The following is a 17,344-nucleotide window of genomic DNA, read 5'->3' as shown; positions in this document are numbered from 1 at the left end:
CGCCTGGCCAAGTTCAGCCCGCCGGCCCGGTTCAGCCCGCCAGCCCCGCCTGATGGGCCAGCAGCGCCGCCTGCACCCGGCTCTGGGTGCCGGTCTTGTCGAGGATGCGTCCGACGTGCGTCTTGACCGTGCCCAGGCCGATCTCCAGGCGACGGCCGATGTCCATGTTCGACAGGCCCTCGCCGAGCATCGCCAGCACCTCCCGCTCGCGGTCGGTCAGCGCGGTGAGCCGCTGGTCGTCGGCGGCGTTCCCGGTGCCGATCCGGCCGCCCCCCTGGAGCATCCGCTTGACGACATGGCCGGTCACTCCGGGCGAGAGCACCGCGTCCCCGGCCGCCGCGGCCCGTACGGCACTGATCAGCTCCTGCGGCCCCTCGTCCTTGAGCAGGAAGCCGCTGGCACCGGCCTGGAGGGCGCGGGTGACGTTCTCCTCGTCGCCGAAGGTGGTGAGCATGACGACCTGCGGCTTGGGGTCGAGCGCGACGAGCCGCTCGATCGCGGCCAGTCCGTCGAGGACCGGCATCCGGATGTCGACGAGGGCCACGTCGACCGGGGTACGGGCGGCCAGCTCGACCGCCTCGGCGCCGTTGGCCGCCTCCGCCACCACGTCGATGTCCTCGGCGTGCCGCAGGATGAGGCGCACGCCGTGCCGGATCATCTCCTCGTCGTCGGCGAGGAGGACTCGTACGGGCTGTGCGGCACGCGCGCCGTGGAGATCGCTCATGCGCCCAGGCTAACGGGGCGGCGGCGCCGGCCCGGCGTACGGCCGCAGCAGGCCGTTGCCGTCGTCCGTCCGCCACGGCAGGGCCCGTTCCAGCGGCCGTGGCGCCGGGTTCCCCGGGGCCTGGCGCGCCGCTCGCGCCGGTGCGCCTCCTGGCGGCTGCCCGTACCGGCTCAGGCCACGTACCGAGCCACGCACGCGTACCGGGCGTCCGCCGCCACGCAGCGCCCGCCCTCGACGGCCGACGTCCACCGCCATGCCGCGCCCCTCGACGGCCGGCGGCCGACATCCGCTCCCGGCCGTCGGCCCGGCCGAACGGTGGCCGCACGGCGTCGGATCAGGGGGCGACCCGTACGAAGAATGTGTCGATGTCGGTCAGTACGTCGCCGCGGAAGCAGTACCGGGTGATCTCCACGCGTCCCTCGACGGGGTCGTCACCGGAGTACGGGAAGATGCAGTCGGTGCCGCTCGGCCGGGGCGGCTCGTGGCCCCGGGCGGCGGCGCGGGCGAGGCCGTTGTCGAAGTAGACCGCCTGCTCCACCGTCTTCCGGCCCATGCCGACGTGGATGCTGTCCGGGGACGGCGGCTGCGGGACCTGCCGGGAGGAATGCACCAGGCTCAGGCCGAATGCCAGCATCGTCCCCACCCCGACCAGCCCGAGGATGCCGGTCGCGATGCCGGGCAGGTGGCGCAGGACGCCGGGCAGTGCGCCGGACCGCCGGTGGTCCTCGGCGTCCAGCGCGGGGATCGTGTCCGGCCGGGCGGCGGACGCCGCGGGCGAGGCGGGGTGCGCGGGGACCGACGCCTCGACGAGGAAGCCGCCGGCCCCGGTCGGGCCGGTCCGCAGGGCGCCGCCGAGCAGGCCGACCCGCTCGCGCAGGCCGGTCAGCCCGCGGCCGGTGCCGAGACCGGTGGTGGCCTCCGGGGGCGTCGGGGGCGCGTCGTTGCGGACGGTGACCCGTACCCGGTCGGCCGAGTGCTCCACGGTCAGGTCGACGGCCGCGCCGGTCGCGTACCGGTGGACGTTGGTCAGCGCCTCGCGGACGACGCGGTGCACGGCGCGCCGTACCCGCGGCTCCAGCCCGTCCAGGTCGGCGCCCTGCCAGTCGACGGCGACGGTGACGCCCGCGGCACGGGACTCCTCGGCCAGCGCGTCGATGTCCGCGCGGGTGCCGGTGGCGTCGGTGAGGGCCTCGGTGCCGGTGTCGCGGCCCAGCGGGCCGAGGACGCCGAGAACGGCGCGCAGTTCGTTCATGGCGTCCCGGGTGGCCGCGCGGACCTGCGCCGCCTCGTCCTTCAGCTCGGGCGCCTTGGCGGCCAGCGCCATCTCCAGACCGCCGCTGTGCAGCGAGATCAGGCTGAGGCGGTGGCCCACCAGGTCGTGCATCTCGGCGGCGATACGGGAGCGCTCCTCGACGCGGGAGGCGCTGTCGATCAGCCGGCGGGCCTCCTCCGCCGCGGCGGCACGTTCCCGCAGCGCGACCAGGAGCCGGTCCTGCTGGCCGCGCGAGCTGCCCACCAGGCCGGGGATGAGGACGCCGATGCCGCCGACGACGACCCCCTGGGCGAAGCCGTAGCGCCAGCTCCCGTCCCCGGTGCAGACCGTGCCGACGACGGCGGTGAGGACGGGGACCAGGGTGGCCGTGAGGAGGACGACGGTACGGCGGCGGGGGTCGTCGACGCGGCGGATCGCGTCGTAGGCGACGAGGGCGGTGAGCATGCCGCAGACCGGCAGGGCGCCCGCGAACGCCGCGAGGACCAGCAGGCAGGTGACGGGGAAGCGGCGGCGGAAGGGCAGCAGCACGGCCGCCGCGGCGCACAGGGCCACCTTCAGCTCGGCCGGCAGGAGCTGGAAGTAGCCGAAGGTGTACGGCCCCAGGACGCCCAGGTAACCGAACGCCACGACGCTCTCCAGGAGGATGGCGAGCCGACGCCGCTTTGTGCGCCGGCGCGGTGCGGCGGCCTCGTGCGGCCGGGCCGGCGGCGACATGAAGGGCATACAGGCGATTATCCGGGGGCCGGTGGCGGAACCCGTGCACCTTGAGGAGGAAGCACGAGCCGGGCGGGTCTGTCCGAAGACAGACCCGCCCGGCCGCGGCGATGCCCGGTGGCTGCTTCCGCGCTACTTCTTGGGCAGCCACTTCTTCCAGATCTCCGGGTGCTTCTCGACCCAGGCCTTGCCCGCCTCGTCGGCGGACATGCCCTTGGCGGCGATCAGCTCGGAGACCTCGTTCTGGCTCTCCTTCGTCCACCGGAAATTCTTCAGGAACGCCGCGGCGTCCGATCCGCCCTCGGCGAATTCCGTGTTGAAGAACTTCTGCAGCGGCGTCGTCGGATAGGCGCAGTCGACGGACGCGGGGTCCTCGGCGCCCTTCTCCGCACAGGCGTCGGTGTACTTCGGGAGTTCGACCTCCACCATCGGCACCTGGTTGAACAGCCACTGCGGCTCGTACCAGTACGTCAGGAACGGCTTCTTCTGCTTGGCGAACTGCTGGATCTGGGTGATCTGCGCCGCCTCGGAACCCGCGAAGACGACCTCGTAGTCCAGCTTGAGGTTCTTCACCAGCGCCTTGTCGTTGGTGACGTAGGACGGCGAGCCGTCCATGAGCTGGCCCTTGCTGCCGCTCTCGGAGGTGCGGAGCTGGTCGGCGTACTTGTTGAGGTTCTTCCAGTCGGTCACGTCCGGGTGCTTGTCGGCCCAGTACTTGGGCACCCACCACCCGATGTGGCCGGTGACACCGTTGCCGCCGCCCGCTGTGATCGTCTTCTTGTCCTTGACGTAACGCTTCTCCTGGTCCGGGTGGCCCCAGTCCTCCAGGATCGCGTCCACCCGGCCCTGGCTGAGCGCGTCCCAGGCGGGGATCTCGTCCACCTGGACCGTGTCGACGTGGTAGTCCAGCTCGTGTTCGAGCAGGTACTTGGCCACCGCGACATTGGCCTGCGCGCCGACCCAGGTCTGCACGGACAGCGTCACGGACTTGGCGCCGCCCGGCGCCTGGAAGGGCGAGCCCTGCTTGGTCATGTCGGCCCTGCCGCAGCCGGAGAGGGCGAGCAGCGTCGCCCCCGCCAGCAGCGCGGCACCGGCGACTCGGGTACGGGTACGCGACATCGTCAGGCCCCCTTCCCCGCCGTACGGCGCTGTGTCGGCTGGGTGACCCGGTCGAGCATCAGGCCGAGGCAGACGATGGCGACGCCCGCGACCAGACCGAGCGCCAGGTCGCCCTTGGCGAGGCCGGTGACCACGTCGTAGCCGAGCGCGCCACCGCCCACCAGGCCGCCGATGATGACGACGGCGAGGACCAGGACGACGCCCTGGTTGACGGCCAGCAGCAGCGCGGGCCGGGCCAGCGGGAGCTGTACCTGCCGCAGGGTCTGCCAGCGGGTGGCGCCGAGCGAGCGGGCGGACTCCATCGCGGCCGGGTCGACCTGCCGCAGGCCCTGGGTGGTGATGCGGATGACCGCGGGCAGCGCGTACACGACGGCGGCGGCAGCGGCCGGGGCGCGGCCCACGGCGAACAGCGCGACCACCGGGATCAGGTACACGAACTGCGGCATGGTCTGCATGACGTCCAGCACCGGGCGCAGGATCGCCTCCAGGCGCTTGCTGCCCGCGGCGAGGATGCCGACGCCGAAGCCCAGCACCAGGGTCACCGCGAGGGCGGCGAGGACCTGGGAGAGGGTGTTCATGGACGGCTTCCACACGCCCAGGACGCCGATGGCGGCCATCGCCAGCGTCGCGGTCAGCGCGGTGCGCCAGGTGCCGATCAGCCAGGCCAGCGCGGCGACGATGAGCAGCACGCCCCACCAGGGCAGCGCCGTCAGGCCGTCGCGCAGCGGGTCCAGGACCCAGGAGGTGAAGTGCGCGGCCCAGTCGGCGGTGCCGCCGACGACCGGGACCCCGGAGTAGAGGTGGTCGACCATCCACTCCTTGAAGTCGTTGACCGGGCGGGCGATGGCCACGGTCCAGCCGGCGGGCCAGACCGCCGAGCCGGCCAGCCGGCCCACGACGGTGGCGAGCACGGTCAGGACGGCGACCCCGGCCCAGGCGTACCAGCCGCGCAGCAGCTTCGGGCCGCGGGCGGCCGGGTCGGCGCCCATCCGTTCACCGGCGGCGGCGGTCGTACGGTCCATGACGATGGCCAGCAGCACGATCGGGACGGCGGCGGCGAGCGCGGCGCCGACGTCCACCGAGGCGAGCGCCTGGTAGACGCGGTCACCGAGACCGGCCGCGCCGATCATGGAGGCGATGACGGCCATGGACAGCGCCATCATGATCGTCTGGTTGAGGCCGAGCAGCAGTTCCTTGCGGGCCAGCGGCAGGCGGGCGGTCAGCAGCCGCTGCCGGCCGGTCGCGCCGAGCGAGGCGACGGCCTCCAGGACGCCGGGGTCGGCGCCGCGCAGGCCGAGCGCGGTCAGCCGGGCCATCGGCGGGGCCGCGTAGACGACGGTGGCCAGCAGCGCGGCCGGCACGCCGATGCCGAAGATCAGCACGACGGGCAGCAGGTACGCGAAGGCCGGCAGCACCTGCATGGTGTCCAGCACCGGCCGCAGGATCTTGAACAGCCGCTCGGAGAGGCCGCCCGCCAGTCCCAGCAGCGCGCCCACGACGACCGAGGCGAGCACCGCCACGATCATCAGGGCGAGGGTCTGCATGGTGGGCAGCCACATGTCCAGGACGCCGCTGACGGCGAAGGAGATCAGCGCGGTAGCGGCGATACGGACGCCCGCGACGCGCCAGGCGACGAGGGTGACGCCCGCGGTGACGCCCGTCCAGCCGAGCAGCAGCAGGAGCTGGTAGACGGCGCGTACGGAGATCACGACGGCGTTGCTGAGGTGGCCGAGGAAGTACACGAACAGCGGGTGGCTGTCGCGGTTGTCGATGATCCAGTCGCTGGTCCGGCCGAGCGGGCCGGTGAGGTCGACGGTCAGCTCGCCCGGCCAGGTGCCGCTGGACCACTTGGCGTGGGCGAGCGGGACGAGGACCGCCGCGGCGACGGTGAGTACGAGGATCTTGCGCAGGCCGCGATGCCGGAGAGCGGCCTGGAGGGCGCCCTGCTGTCCGGGCGCGGCGGTGGTGCTCGCGGTGGGGGTGGCGGCCGTCATGCGCGCCCCCGCTTCACCGTGCCGGCCGGCGCCTGCATCGCCGCGGCGCGCTGGGCCTCGTGCCAGCGGCGCCGTACGGCGGCGCGGAGCCGGTCCGCCAGGGAGCGGGCGGCAGGGACGTGCCGGGTACGGGTCCGGGTCGGCGGATCGAGGGTCCGTACCCGGGCGGGGGCGACCCGCACGGGCCGCCGGGTCGGGGGCCAGCCGGCCGCCGTCAGGGCGGCGGCGTCGGCGGCGGCGGTCTGCGCGGACATCAGGCAGCCACCTCGCCGGCGTCGATCCGGGCGACCACGTTCAGCAGGCAGGTGCTGTCCACGATGCCCAGGCAGCGCTTGCCGTCCATCACACGGGCCGCGCCGCCGGAGCGGGCGACGGCCTCGATGGCGTCGGCGACCAGGGTGTCCGGCGCGAGCGCGGCCCCCGTCTCCGACTCGCCGTCCTCGGCCGGGCGCATGGCGCGGCGTACGGTCAGCACCTGTTCGCGCGGTACGTCCTGGACGAAGTCGCGGACGTACTCGTCGGCCGGGGAGCCCACGATCTCCTCCGGCGTGCCCAGTTGAACGATTTTCCCGTCGCGCATCAGGGCGATCCGGTCGCCGATGCGCAGCGCCTCGGCGAGGTCGTGGGTGATGAAGACCATGGTGCGGCCCTCCTCCTCGTGCAGGCGCACGACCTCTTCCTGCATGTCCCGCCGGATCAGCGGGTCGAGCGCGCTGAACGGCTCGTCGAACAGCAGGACCTCAGGGTCCACGGCGAGCGCGCGGGCCAGCCCCACGCGCTGCTGCTGGCCGCCGGAGAGCTGTCCGGGGCGGCGGTTCTCCAGCCCCGCGAGACCGACCTTCTCCACCATCTCGGCGGCCCGCTCGCGGCGTTCGGCACGCGGCATGCCCTGGATCTCCAGGCCGTACGCGACGTTGTCGATGACCGAGCGGTGCGGCAGCAGGCCGAAGTGCTGGAAGACCATGGCGGCGCGGCGGCGGCGCAGTTCGCGCAACTGGGTCCGGTCCATGGCGCGCACGTCCTCGCCGTCCATGTCCAGGCCGCCGCTGGTCGGCTCGATGAGCCGGGTCAGACAGCGCACCAGGGTGGACTTGCCGGAGCCCGACAGGCCCATGACGACGAAGACCTCACCCTTGTGGACGTCGAAGCTGACGTCGCGGACGGCGGCCGTGCAGCCGGTCCGCTCGCGCAGTTCCTGCGCGGACAGACCGGTCAGCTCGCCGTCCTCCGGAACGCGCTCGGCCTTGGGGCCGAAGACCTTCCACAGGTTGCGGACGGAGAACACGACGTCCCGGGGGTCCCGGGAGTCCTCGGCCGTCAGGTTGTCGGCGGCTTCGCGGGGCTGGGGTATGCCGGCTTCGGGGGCGGTGGCGGTCATCGGGCATCACCTCCCCGGGTCGGGGAATCGACGAGCAGTTCGGCGGCCTTCTCCCCCACCATCAGTACGCCGATCATCGGGTTCACGGCGGGCATCGTCGGGAAGACCGACGCGTCGGCGATCCGGATGCCGGACAGCCCGCGGATCTTCAGCTCGGGGTCGACGACCGCGAGCCGGTCGTCCTCGGCGCCCATCTTGCAGGTGCCCGCGGGGTGGTAGACGGTGTGCGCGGCCTTGCGGACCAGCTCGCTGATCTCCTCGTCCCCGGTCACCTCGGGGCCGGGGAAGACCTCCCGCTTGAGCCACTTCTTGAACGGCTCGGCCTCGGCGACCTTACGGGCCAGCTTGATGCCGTCCACGAGGGTCCTGCCGTCGTAGTCGCCCTCGTCCTCGAAGTACTTGAAGTCGAGCGCGGGCTTGACCTCGGGGTCGGCGGACGTGAGGTACAGCCGTCCGCGCGCCCGCGACTTGGGGATGTTCGGCGTCATCGACACGCCGTGCTCCGGGCGTTCGTAGCCCAGTCGCTCCGGGTTGTCGGTGAACGGGATCTGGTAGAAGTGGAACATCAGGTCCGGGCCCTTGTGGTCCGGGTCCCGCTTCACGAACAGGCCCGCGTCGGAGTCCATCGCGGAGTTCCCCGGGATCGGCCCGTTCGTCTCCCACACGATCACCGACTCCGGGTGGTCGATCAGGTTCTCGCCGACGCCCGGCAGGTCCACCTTGCAGTCGATGCCCAGCGCTTCGAGGTCCTTCTTCGGCCCGATGCCCGAGTGCATCAGCAGCCGCGGGGTGTCCACCGCGCCGGCGCACACCAGCACCTCGCGCGCGGCCTCGACGTAGACCTCCGCGCCGTCCTTGGCGCGGACGTGGACGCCCTTGGCGGTGGTGCCGTCCAGCTCCAGCTTCGTCGCCCAGGTCTCCAGCATCAGCGTGAGGTTGGGGCGGTCACCGGCCTCCATGTGGGGGTGGAGGTAGGCGACGGAGGCGGACGAGCGCTTGTTGTTCTCCGGGTGGTACGACAGGTCGAAGAACCCGACGCCCTCCTCGAACGGCTGGTCGTTGAAGCCGACGACCTCGGGCACGCCGAGGGCGCTCTTGGTGGCCTCGATCCAGTCGGTGGCAATCTGGTTCTGGTCCTTCTTGGCCACCCGCACGATGTTGTTGCGCAGCTTGCCGAAGTAGGGGTCCATGTCCTCGGCGCCCCAGCCGGTGGCGCCCGCCGCCTCCCACTCGTCCCAGTCGGACGGCAGCGGCTTGAAGGAGATCAGGGTGTTGTGCGACGAGCAGCCGCCCAGCACCTTGGCGCGGCTGTGCAGGATGTGCGAGTTGCCGCGGGGCTGTTCGGTGGTGGTGTACTCGTAGTCCAGCTCGCCGCCGAGCAGGCCGAGCCACTTGCGCAGCGTCAGCACGTCCTCGCGGTCGATGTCCGACGGGCCGCCTTCGATGACGGCGACGCTGACGTCCGGGTCCTCGGTCAGCCGGGAGGCGATCACCGAACCGGCGGTGCCACCGCCGACGATCACGTAGTCGTACACGGGCATGAGGTGGTGCTCCTTCTGCAAAGTTCGTGCGTGCGTGGTGCGGTGAACAGACGGGGGCTCAGCCCGCGAACCAGCGGACCGGTTCCGGCCGGAGGTTCTCGTAAACGTGCTTGCTCTCGCGGTACTCGTCCAGACCCGCGGGGCCCAGTTCCCGGCCGACGCCGGACTTTCCGAAGCCGCCCCACTCGGCCTGCGGGAGGTACGGGTGGTAGTCGTTGATCCAGATGGTGCCGTGCCGCAGCCGGGCGGCGACCCGCCGCGCGCGGGCGGTGTCGGACGACCAGACGCCGCCGGCCAGACCGTACTCGGTGTCGTTGGCCAGCGCGACGGCCTCGTCCTCGGTCGTGAACGTCTCCACGGTCAGGATCGGCCCGAAGGTCTCCTCACGGACCACCTTCATCTCGCGGTGGCAGCCGTCCAGGACGGTCGGGCTGTAGAAGTAACCGGTGGCCGGGCGGACCTCGCTCGGCTCCGGACGGCGGCCGCCGCAGCGGAGCTGGGCGCCCTCCTGAAGGGCGGAGGCCACGTACGCCTCGACCTTCTCCAACTGCTGCTGCGAGACGAGCGGGCCGCACTCGACGCCGTCCTCGGTGCCGCGGCCCAGCTTGATCTTCTCGGCGCGGCGGGCCAGTTCGGCGACGAAACGGTCCCGCACCGACTCCTCGATGATCAGGCGGGCGCCGGCCGAGCAGACCTGGCCGCTGTGGATGAACGCGGCGTTCAGCGCCTGGTCGACGGCGGTGTCGAAGCCCTCCTCGGTGGCGCAGGAGTCGGCGAAGACCACGTTCGGGTTCTTGCCGCCCAGCTCCAGCGCGATCTTCTTGGCGCCCGCGACCGCCGCTGAACCGGCCTTCGTACCGCTGGCCAGGCCGCCGGTGAAGGAGAACAGGTCCACGTCCGGGTGCTCGGCCAGCCGCTGGCCGACCGGCACGCCCGCACCGGTGACGATGTTCGCGACACCCGCCGGCAGACCGGCCTCCACGAGCAGCTTGACCAGGTGCACCGTCGACAGCGGGGTGACCTCGCTGGGCTTGATGACGAAGGTGTTGCCCGCGGCGAGCGCCGGGGCGACCTTCCAGCTCGCCTGGAGCAACGGGTAGTTCCAAGGAGTGATCATCGCGCAGACGCCGACCGGCTCGTGCACGACGACGCTGTGCACGTCCGGGCTGCCCGCGTCCACGACCCGGCCGCCGCTCTCGTTCATCACCAGATCGGCGAAGTAACGGAAGGCGTTGGTGACGTCGTCCACGTCCACCCGGCCCTCTTCGAGGGTCTTGCCGGTGTCCCGGCTCTCCATGAGGGCGATCTCCTCACGGTCCCGCTGGAGCAGGTCGGCGACCCGCCGCAGCAGCGCGGCCCGCTCCGCGACCAGGGTGCGCGGCCACTGGCCCGCCCCACCGTCGAAGGCGCGGCGAGCGGCCTCGACCGCCGCGTCGGCGTCCTCGGCGCCCCCCTCGGCGACGACTTCGAGCGTCTTCGCATCGGCGGGGTCCAGAATCTCCCGGGTGGCGCCGGATACGGCGGAGCGCCACACCCCGTCTACGTGAATCGTCTCGCGTGCCGACACGTCTGTTCTGCCTTTCGACTTCCGGTCTGTTGCCACTGGTTCACACCAGCAACGAGGACCCCTCCCCGGAACCCCTTTACCTATGCCGAAACATCCGAGGAAAGTGACCCGACTCACTCTTCCGGCCCCCGAAAAGCAGGTTTGCCGGGCCCGATCCGGGTCACCGGTCTGCCCTTGTGGCCCCATCCTGGGCCTCCGCACGGGCCCTCCCGGCCCTCCGTACGGGCTTCCGTACGGCCTTCTTACGGGTCTGGGGCGCGCCTCGGGGGCACCGGGGGCCGTCTCGCAGGCCGGGCGCCTCACAGGCCGGGCCGGGCCGCCCGGGGCCCGTAGCCGGCGGCAGGGCGGAAGGCGCCGGCCCGGACGGCGCCGCTGGTCCGGACGGAAGCCCCGCGCAGGACGGAAGCCCCGGGCAGGACCGAGCCGCCGGTCAGCGCGGAGCCGCCGGTCAGTGCCGGCCGGGGTCGAAGAATTGCAGGGCGGTGCGCTGGACGCGGCTCTGGGCGGGCCAGTCGGCTTCGGGGCCGAGGACCAGGACGGCGAACTGGCGGCCGTCGGGGACGGTGAAGGCGCGGTCGGTGACGCGGGCGCGGGCGCCCAGCTTCTCGCTGTCGTAGGCGTAGACGAGTTCGGTGGTGCCCGAGCCGACGCCGACGTCCGTGGTGGGGCCCAGGCTCAGCTCCACGTACCCCGGCTTGTCCGCGAGGCTCTGGGAGGTGGCCTCCAGGGCCTCGTACGGGCTGATGTCGGGTTCGGTGATCTCGAAGACCTGGAGGAGGTAGCGCTCGTCGGGGGCGGTGTAGAAGATGCCGTCCTTGCGCTCGGTGCGCTGCCAGTTCTCCGGTACGGCGAGGGAGAAGCCGGCGCTGTCCCGGGCCAGGCGGTAGCCGGACGGGACGGCGCCCGGGGAGGAGCCGGACGGGCCGCCGGGTGATGGGCCGGTGGCGGAGCCGGTCGGCACGTCGTCCGGGGCGGTCGCCCGGTGCGGGCCCGGTGCCGAGACCGCCGGCCCGGCGTCGGGGCGCACCTGGGCGTCGTCCCCGCCCCACAGCAGCCACCCGCCGCCGAACCCCACGGCGACCACGGCGACCGCCGCGCCGACGACGAGCGGCGTCGGCCAGGAGCGCGGGCGGGCGGCGGACGGCGCGGTGCCGGGCGCCGCCGGGTCATGGGCCGGCGGGTAGGGCGGCGGACCGGCCGGACGGTGCGCCGCGTCGGACGTGGCGTCGGTGAAGAAGTCCGCACCCGGCGACGGCGCGGGGCCGGGTGCGGAACCCGGCTTGGGCGGCGGCGGGCCCGTGTACGGCGCGGGGGCCGGGCCGCCGGAGTCCCAGCGCTGCTCCTCGTCGTTCCAGCGCGCGCCCGCGCCGCCCCCCTGCTCGCTCATGCTCAGCCTCCCAGCAGCGCGGCCACGGCCTGCCCGACGGCGGCGCCCGACGCCAGCACGCTGGTGACCGTGCCGGCGTCCGCCAGCGCGGTGCGCAGCCGCTCCAGCCGACCGGGTGCGGTGCGGCCGGTGGTCTCGATCTCTTCCTGAGCATCGACCAGTTCGGCGGCCAGCAGGGTGACCGGCGGTGTGGCGACGACCCTGGCCAGGTCCTCGCGGAACTGCCGTACGGCGGCGAGCAGTTCCTCGTGCGCGGGGTCGGTGCCGGGGCGGCCGGAGGTGTTCTCGTTGTGGGTGACCGTGTTGTGGTCGCCGATGGCGAAGGCGCCGTGCACCTCGCCGATGTGGATGCCGCGGTCGCGTTCGTCAGCCGTTGCCATGTCTGCCTCCCCGTTGGTCTGCTGTGGTGCCGTACGCGCCGGCCGTGGTCACGATTGTGCCCCGGCTCCGGGCGGGGGCGTACCGGCCGTTCACCGGCCCGCGTCGGCGGGTTTGGCGGCCTTGCCGGCCGCGCCGGACGCCGCTCCTCCCGCGGCACCGCCGGCCGCTCCGCCCAAGCCGCCGTTGCTGGTGATCGTGTTGTGGTCGCCGATGCCGATGGCGCCCTGCGCCGACTCGATGAACACCCCGCCGTTGGTGACGTTGACGACCCGCTGCTCGAACTCGTCGGTCTGCCAGCCCGCTTCGTACAGCGCGCTCCGCACCCCGCTCGCCACCCGGTCCTGGATGCTCTTCAGGTAGCGGGTGACGTCCATCTCCTGGAAGAGCGAGGCGTCCCCGTCGGAGCCCAGTTCGCGGACCGACACCGCCGGGCCGTCGGGCAGCGCGCCGCCGTGCCCGCCCGTGAGCAGGCTCCAGGCGGACACGAAACCGCGCCACAGGGACGTCACCGCGCGCCCGGCGGAGCGCGGCGTCTGCGCGAGCGCCCACACCGCCTTGCCGAACGGGTTGTTGTGCCGGTAGCGGTGGGCGATCCGGTCGGCTTCCCGGTACAGCGCGCGCACCGGCCACAGCACGTGCGGCGCGACCTCCAGCATGAGCATCCCGCCCTGCGTGTGGACCCGCACGAAGACCGTGGTGACGATGCCCTCGCCCCAGCCCCCGACCCGCACCCGCAGGAAGTGCCGCCGGGTCTCGCCGCCTTCCTCGACCGCGCGGGCCCGGTGTGCTGCGAAGCCCTCGGGGCCGTACGGTGCGGCGGAGCGGGACGGCAGCCCGGCCGCCGGCAGGAAGACGCACTCGTCGACCTCCAGCTCGCGCAGCCGGTCGCGCACCGCGGCGGCGGCCCGCGGCGAGCCGTGCGCGGAGGGGGTGCGGAGCGCCGCGACCAGAGGGATGACGCGTTGGAGGATGGCGTCGTTGTCCAGGGGGACCGGGCCGCCGGCGGCGGTGCCCTCGGCCGGGGGCCGCCCGGAGTCCTTGGCCAAGGGCGACGCGGAGTCCTCGGCCGGGGGCGGCGTGGCGTTCTCGGTGACGGCCGGTGCCGCGTCCTTGCGGGGCCGCAGTTCCACCGACAGTGACCAGGGCTCGTACGGCGTGCCCGCGCCGCAGAACGGGTCGGCGGCGCGGTACATGACCAGCGGCCCGTGCTGCTCGGTACGGATGCGGTGCCGCAGCCGCTGGAAGCGGCCGCCCTCGGCCCGCTCGGCCGGGTCGGCCGCCGCGTCCGGGAACCGGGCCCGGGACAGCTCGGTGGTGAGCACCTTGGCCACCTGCCCGTGCTGCGCGCCGACGGCCCAGGCCAGCACGAAGGGGAGCGCGAGGGCGAGCCAGGCGTGCAGCGGCCGCGCCGCGATCATGTTCTGCCCGAAGAGGTCCGTCGGCAGGAACAGCGACAGCGGGGTGCCGGACAGCCCGGAGGAGCTGTCGGAGACGCCGTACGGCGACCCGGCGGTGTCCGGGGAGCCGTCACCGCCGAAGACCATGGCCAGCAGCGCCACGGCCACGAGCACCACGCTGAACCGCCCGTACCAGCGCAGCAGCCAGCCGCCGGCCCGCCGGTACCAGGGCGGGCGCGCGGCCCGGCCCCGTACGAAGGAGGCCAGCGAGAGCAGCAGGACCGGCAGCAGGTACAGCAGGGTCAGCCCGGAGGAGAGCGGGACGGAGACGATCCACAGCAGCAGGACGGCACCGGCCCAGGCCAGTTCGATGCGCCGGGCGCGCAGCGCGTGGGCCAGCACCCGGGCCGCGTCGAAGCCCGGCGACGGGGCCGCGAAGCGCTCTTCGTGGACGTACAGCTCGTCGATCACCGCGTCGCGGTAGCCGGGGTCGAGGTAGGTGCCGGCGCACAGCAGCCGGGTGGCCTCACTGGCGCCGGGCGGGTTCCCGGCCGGCGGCCGCGGCGCCGCGGAGCGCGGGCCGTCGGACGGGCCGGGCTGCTGCGGCACGGACGTATGAGTCACCTGTTCCCCCCAAGGCACCAACCGACCCGTGTGACAGGTGGGTTGCGCGGCGTGAAGGCCGCAGCATAAAGGAGGGCCTCACGCCCTGTCAGGCGCCCGCCGGGAAGATCCCACCATGGTGTGACAGAACGACGGAGCCCGTACGGACAGGAGGTCCGTACGGGCTCCGTCGTGCAAGGACCCGCGCGGGGCGGCCGCCCCGCGCGGGTCCCCCAGGGGTCAGAGGAGGCCGAGACCGCGGACGGCGTCGCGCTCCTCCACCAGCTCCTGGACGGACGCGTCGATGCGCTCGCGCGAGAAGTCGTTGATCTCCAGGCCCTGGACGATCTCGTACGTGCCGTCCTTGGTGGTGACCGGGAAGGAGGAGATCAGGCCCTCCGGGACGCCGTAGGAGCCGTCCGAGGGGATGCCCATGGAGGTCCAGTCGCCGTCCGCGGTGCCGTTGACCCAGGTGTGCACGTGGTCGATGGCGGCGTTGGCGGCTGAGGCGGCCGAGGAGGCGCCCCGGGCCTCGATGATCGCGGCGCCGCGCTTGGCGACGGTCGGGATGAAGGTGTCGGCCAGCCACGCCTGGTCGTTGACGGCCTCGGCGGCGTTCTTGCCGGCGACCTCGGCGTGGAAGATGTCCGGGTACTGGGTCGCGGAGTGGTTGCCCCAGATCGTCAGCTTCTTGACGTCCGAGACCTGCTTGCCGGTCTTCTGCGCGAGCTGCGAGATGGCGCGGTTGTGGTCCAGGCGGGTCATCGCGGTGAAGCGCTCGGCCGGCACGTCCGGGGCGGCGGCCTGGGCGATCAGGGCGTTGGTGTTGGCGGGGTTGCCGACGACCAGGACCTTGATGTCGTCCGCGGCGTGGTCGTTGATGGCCTTGCCCTGCGGCTTGAAGATGCCGCCGTTGGCCTCCAGCAGGTCGCCGCGCTCCATGCCCTTGGTGCGGGGGCGGGCGCCGACCAGGAGGGCCACGTTCGCGCCCGCGAAGGCCACGTTCGGGTCGTCGGAGATGTCGATGCCGCGCAGCAGCGGGAAGGCGCAGTCGTCGAGCTCCATGGCGGTGCCCTCGGCGGCCTTCAGCCCCTGGGGGATCTCCAGGAGGCGCAGCTTGACCGGCACGTCCGCGCCGAGCAGATGACCGGAGGCGATGCGGAAGAGGAGTGCGTAACCGATCTGGCCGGCCGCGCCGGTGACGGTGACATTGACGGGAGTGCGGGTCATGGCGATCTCCTGCGCGCTGTTTTCTGGGGGGCGAGCCCCCTTACCGCGTAGGTGGCGGCGGGAACCCCTGCCCATTTACCGAGATCTCTTGGTGTCGAGAGACCCGGCCGTCAGGCTATCGGACCGCCGCGCCGCACGGCCCCCGGGCCGGTGTGGAACGCCTCACCGGCCCGCCCGTGGCGCTACGGAGGGCCCCGCGGGCGTGTGGCGGGCGGCCGTCCGCTCAAGGAGGGGGGAGCGCGGACGGCCGCCGGGTGGTGCCGTACCCGTGGGGGTCATTCATGCCCCTGCCCCGGATCCGCGTGCGCAATCCCCCGCCGTACGGACTTCTCGCAACGGCCGGTATGCGGCGTACGTCCGGGTTGCGCCGGACGGTCGCGGCACACCCGGCCGCCCGGCTACGGCGGCGAGCCACCGTCCGGGCCCCACCGGCCTCGGGCCCCACCGGCCCCGGGCCCCACCGGCTCCCGGCCATCCGACCGCGCCCGCCGGCCTTGGCTCCTGGTCACTGGCCCCGGACCCGGTCCCGGGTCACCTCACCCGGCGTTCCGCCCCGCCCCGGCCGGTACCGGCTTCGCGCAGCCCTTCGTGCCCACCGCGGTCGTCCCGCACGCGGTGACCTTCGCCGGGTCACCGGACACCGGCACCATCGCGGTGTACGCGTCGCCGTCCCGCCCCGCGGCGGCCTTCTCGGTCCGGCCCGCCGAACTGATCGACGCCTCGTCGCCCGGCGCGGCCCCGGTGATCCGCGCCCAGGCGGCACCGCACACCTTGCTGTAGCGCACCTCTATCAGCGAGCTGCCGGCGAACCCCCGGGACGGGCTGGTGGCGTTCCGGCCGCCGCACCCCATCGCCTCGGGGTCCTTGCCCGCGCAGTCGGCCCCGGCACACTTCACCCCCGTCGGCAGCACCGGCTTCTTGCTCGGGGACACCGACGGCGTGGGCGCCGCCCGCTGGTCCTCCGCGCCGCCGATGTCGAACAGCAGCACCGCGGCGGCGATCACCAGCAGCGCGCCGACGACGCCCGCCAGGAACATCGTGACGCGACGGCGGCGGAGCTGCCGGTCGGCGTCGCCCGGGCCCGCCGGCGGTGCGGGCCGCCCCGGTGGGCGCACCGCGTCGGGGCCCGCCGGACGGCCGCCGGGGTCCTGCCGCGGCAGGTCGTACGGAGGTGCCTGGTGGCGTGGCGGCGGGGTCGCCGGGGCGGCGTCCGGGGAGCCGGCCAGGCGGGGCCAGACCACCTTGCCCGGCCGGCCGGCGTCACTGCCCGGGCTGTCGGCGGCGGGCCGCGGCGGCGTCGTGTCCGGTGCGGCGGGCGGTGGTGGCGCCGGGGCCGGGGACGACGCGGCGAGGCCGGGGAAGTCGGCGGCGGACGGCAGTTCGTCACCGCGCCGCGGTGCCGGAGCGGCGGCGCCGTGCCCCTGGTCCCCGGCCTGTGCCGCGTCCCGGTCCGCTGCCGGTTCCTTCCCGGGCGCACTTCCGCCCGGCCGCTCGCCGCGCTCCTCGCGGCCCCCGCTCTTGTCCTCGCCGTTGTTCCTGTCCTTGCCCTTCCCCCTGGCCTTTTCCCTGAGCTTCTCCCTGGTCCCGGGCTTCGCCTTGCCGGGCGGCGGGCCGAACTCCCCGAGGGCGGCCCGCGCCTGCGCCACCCGGATCGCCTCCATGGTGACGTCGTGCCGCATCTCCGAGCGGCTCCAGGCGCGTTCGGCCAGCTCCCACATCGTGGTGAGGTGTCCGGTGTGGGTACCGGTCGCCTCGGCCAGCGCGACCACGGCACGCTGCGGCGGCAACAGCCGTCCGTTGAGGTAGCGCTCCCACGAGGTCTTGCTGTAGCCGGTCCGGTCCGCGACGGCGGCCAGGCTCAGACCGCTGCGTTCCACGAGCCTGCGTAGCTGACTGGCGAACTCCTTGACCTGCGGGTCGAGTTCTTCCGGTAGCGCCCTCCAGCGAGGCATTGCCTCCCCCTAACCCCCCATATGCGCCTGGTTGCGCCGGTCCCGTGCTCTGGTGTCCACTCCTTCGCCGGGGCGCGACCCCCG

General features: G+C 73.6%; 13 protein-coding genes. All 13 read right to left on the bottom strand.

Annotated elements, in window-relative coordinates; all coding sequences use genetic code 11:
* Nucleotides 1-31 precede the first annotated feature (31 nt).
* The 13 genes from ACH4EB_RS24730 to ACH4EB_RS24670 all read right to left on the bottom strand — a co-directional run bounded on the left by ACH4EB_RS24730 (nt 32) and on the right by ACH4EB_RS24670 (nt 17,260).
* Nucleotides 32-724 (bottom strand): response regulator, encoded by a 693-nt coding sequence (locus ACH4EB_RS24730; protein ID WP_398349793.1) that lies wholly within the window; start codon nt 722-724, stop codon nt 32-34.
* A 334-nt stretch (nt 725-1,058) separates the two neighbouring features.
* Nucleotides 1,059-2,720: a sensor histidine kinase gene (locus ACH4EB_RS24725; protein ID WP_398349792.1), complete on the bottom strand. Its 1,662-nt coding sequence runs from the start codon at nt 2,718-2,720 to the stop codon at nt 1,059-1,061.
* Nucleotides 2,721-2,843: 123 nt separating this feature from the next.
* Nucleotides 2,844-3,830 (bottom strand): ABC transporter substrate-binding protein, encoded by a 987-nt coding sequence (locus tag ACH4EB_RS24720; RefSeq protein ID WP_398349791.1) that lies wholly within the window; start codon nt 3,828-3,830, stop codon nt 2,844-2,846.
* 2 nt (nt 3,831-3,832) lie between these two features.
* A complete protein-coding gene (locus tag ACH4EB_RS24715; RefSeq protein WP_398349790.1) occupies nt 3,833-5,824 on the bottom strand; it encodes an ABC transporter permease in 1,992 nt (663 codons plus the stop codon).
* Nucleotides 5,821-6,078 carry a hypothetical protein gene (locus tag ACH4EB_RS24710; RefSeq protein WP_398349789.1) on the bottom strand — a complete coding sequence of 86 codons (258 nt, stop codon included), beginning with the start codon at nt 6,076-6,078 and terminating at the stop codon, nt 5,821-5,823. The genes ACH4EB_RS24715 and ACH4EB_RS24710 overlap by 4 nt, the downstream gene beginning before the upstream one ends.
* Nucleotides 6,078-7,202, bottom strand: a complete 1,125-nt coding sequence (locus ACH4EB_RS24705) for a glycine betaine/L-proline ABC transporter ATP-binding protein (protein ID WP_398349788.1) — start codon at nt 7,200-7,202, stop codon at nt 6,078-6,080. Before ACH4EB_RS24705 ends, ACH4EB_RS24710 begins: the two co-directional genes overlap by 1 nt.
* Nucleotides 7,199-8,743, bottom strand: coding sequence for a GMC family oxidoreductase (locus tag ACH4EB_RS24700; RefSeq protein WP_398349787.1), 1,545 nt, complete (start codon nt 8,741-8,743; stop codon nt 7,199-7,201). Before ACH4EB_RS24700 ends, ACH4EB_RS24705 begins: the two co-directional genes overlap by 4 nt.
* Before the next feature lie 58 nt (nt 8,744-8,801).
* Nucleotides 8,802-10,310, bottom strand: coding sequence for an aldehyde dehydrogenase family protein (locus ACH4EB_RS24695; RefSeq protein WP_398349786.1), 1,509 nt, complete (start codon nt 10,308-10,310; stop codon nt 8,802-8,804).
* Between the two features lie 448 nt (nt 10,311-10,758).
* Nucleotides 10,759-11,697, bottom strand: a complete 939-nt coding sequence (locus ACH4EB_RS24690) for a hypothetical protein (protein WP_398349785.1) — start codon at nt 11,695-11,697, stop codon at nt 10,759-10,761.
* 2 nt (nt 11,698-11,699) lie between these two features.
* Nucleotides 11,700-12,077, bottom strand: a complete 378-nt coding sequence (locus ACH4EB_RS24685) for a hypothetical protein (protein ID WP_398349784.1) — start codon at nt 12,075-12,077, stop codon at nt 11,700-11,702.
* Between the two features lie 90 nt (nt 12,078-12,167).
* A complete protein-coding gene (locus ACH4EB_RS24680) occupies nt 12,168-14,099 on the bottom strand; it encodes a hypothetical protein (RefSeq protein ID WP_398349783.1) in 1,932 nt (643 codons plus the stop codon).
* A 219-nt stretch (nt 14,100-14,318) separates the two neighbouring features.
* The gene (locus ACH4EB_RS24675; RefSeq protein ID WP_398349782.1) at nt 14,319-15,308 is read right to left on the bottom strand and encodes a malate dehydrogenase; all 990 of its coding nucleotides are present in this window, start codon (nt 15,306-15,308) and stop codon (nt 14,319-14,321) included.
* Between the two features lie 536 nt (nt 15,309-15,844).
* Complete coding sequence (locus tag ACH4EB_RS24670) at nt 15,845-17,260, bottom strand: helix-turn-helix domain-containing protein (protein WP_398349781.1); 1,416 nt, start codon at nt 17,258-17,260, stop codon at nt 15,845-15,847.
* Nucleotides 17,261-17,344: the final 84 nt, after the last annotated feature.

The organism is Streptomyces sp. NPDC018045, from assembly GCF_044327445.1.
Taxonomy (GTDB): domain Bacteria; phylum Actinomycetota; class Actinomycetes; order Streptomycetales; family Streptomycetaceae; genus Streptomyces.
This window is presented reverse-complemented; position numbering and strand designations above follow the sequence as displayed.

Bases quoted from the DNA above. Each gene is read 5' to 3' on its own strand.
- ACH4EB_RS24675 (WP_398349782.1), bottom strand. From the start codon at position 15,308: ATGACCCGCACTCCCGTCAATGTCACCGTCACCGGCGCGGCCGGCCAG.
- ACH4EB_RS24730 (WP_398349793.1), bottom strand. From the start codon at position 724: ATGAGCGATCTCCACGGCGCGCGTGCCGCACAGCCCGTACGAGTCCTC.
- ACH4EB_RS24670 (WP_398349781.1), bottom strand. From the start codon at position 17,260: ATGCCTCGCTGGAGGGCGCTACCGGAAGAACTCGACCCGCAGGTCAAG.
- ACH4EB_RS24685 (WP_398349784.1), bottom strand. From the start codon at position 12,077: ATGGCAACGGCTGACGAACGCGACCGCGGCATCCACATCGGCGAGGTG.
- ACH4EB_RS24720 (WP_398349791.1), bottom strand. From the start codon at position 3,830: ATGTCGCGTACCCGTACCCGAGTCGCCGGTGCCGCGCTGCTGGCGGGG.
- ACH4EB_RS24700 (WP_398349787.1), bottom strand. From the start codon at position 8,743: ATGCCCGTGTACGACTACGTGATCGTCGGCGGTGGCACCGCCGGTTCG.
- ACH4EB_RS24725 (WP_398349792.1), bottom strand. From the start codon at position 2,720: ATGCCCTTCATGTCGCCGCCGGCCCGGCCGCACGAGGCCGCCGCACCG.
- ACH4EB_RS24690 (WP_398349785.1), bottom strand. From the start codon at position 11,697: ATGAGCGAGCAGGGGGGCGGCGCGGGCGCGCGCTGGAACGACGAGGAG.
- ACH4EB_RS24715 (WP_398349790.1), bottom strand. From the start codon at position 5,824: ATGACGGCCGCCACCCCCACCGCGAGCACCACCGCCGCGCCCGGACAG.
- ACH4EB_RS24710 (WP_398349789.1), bottom strand. From the start codon at position 6,078: ATGTCCGCGCAGACCGCCGCCGCCGACGCCGCCGCCCTGACGGCGGCC.
- ACH4EB_RS24705 (WP_398349788.1), bottom strand. From the start codon at position 7,202: ATGACCGCCACCGCCCCCGAAGCCGGCATACCCCAGCCCCGCGAAGCC.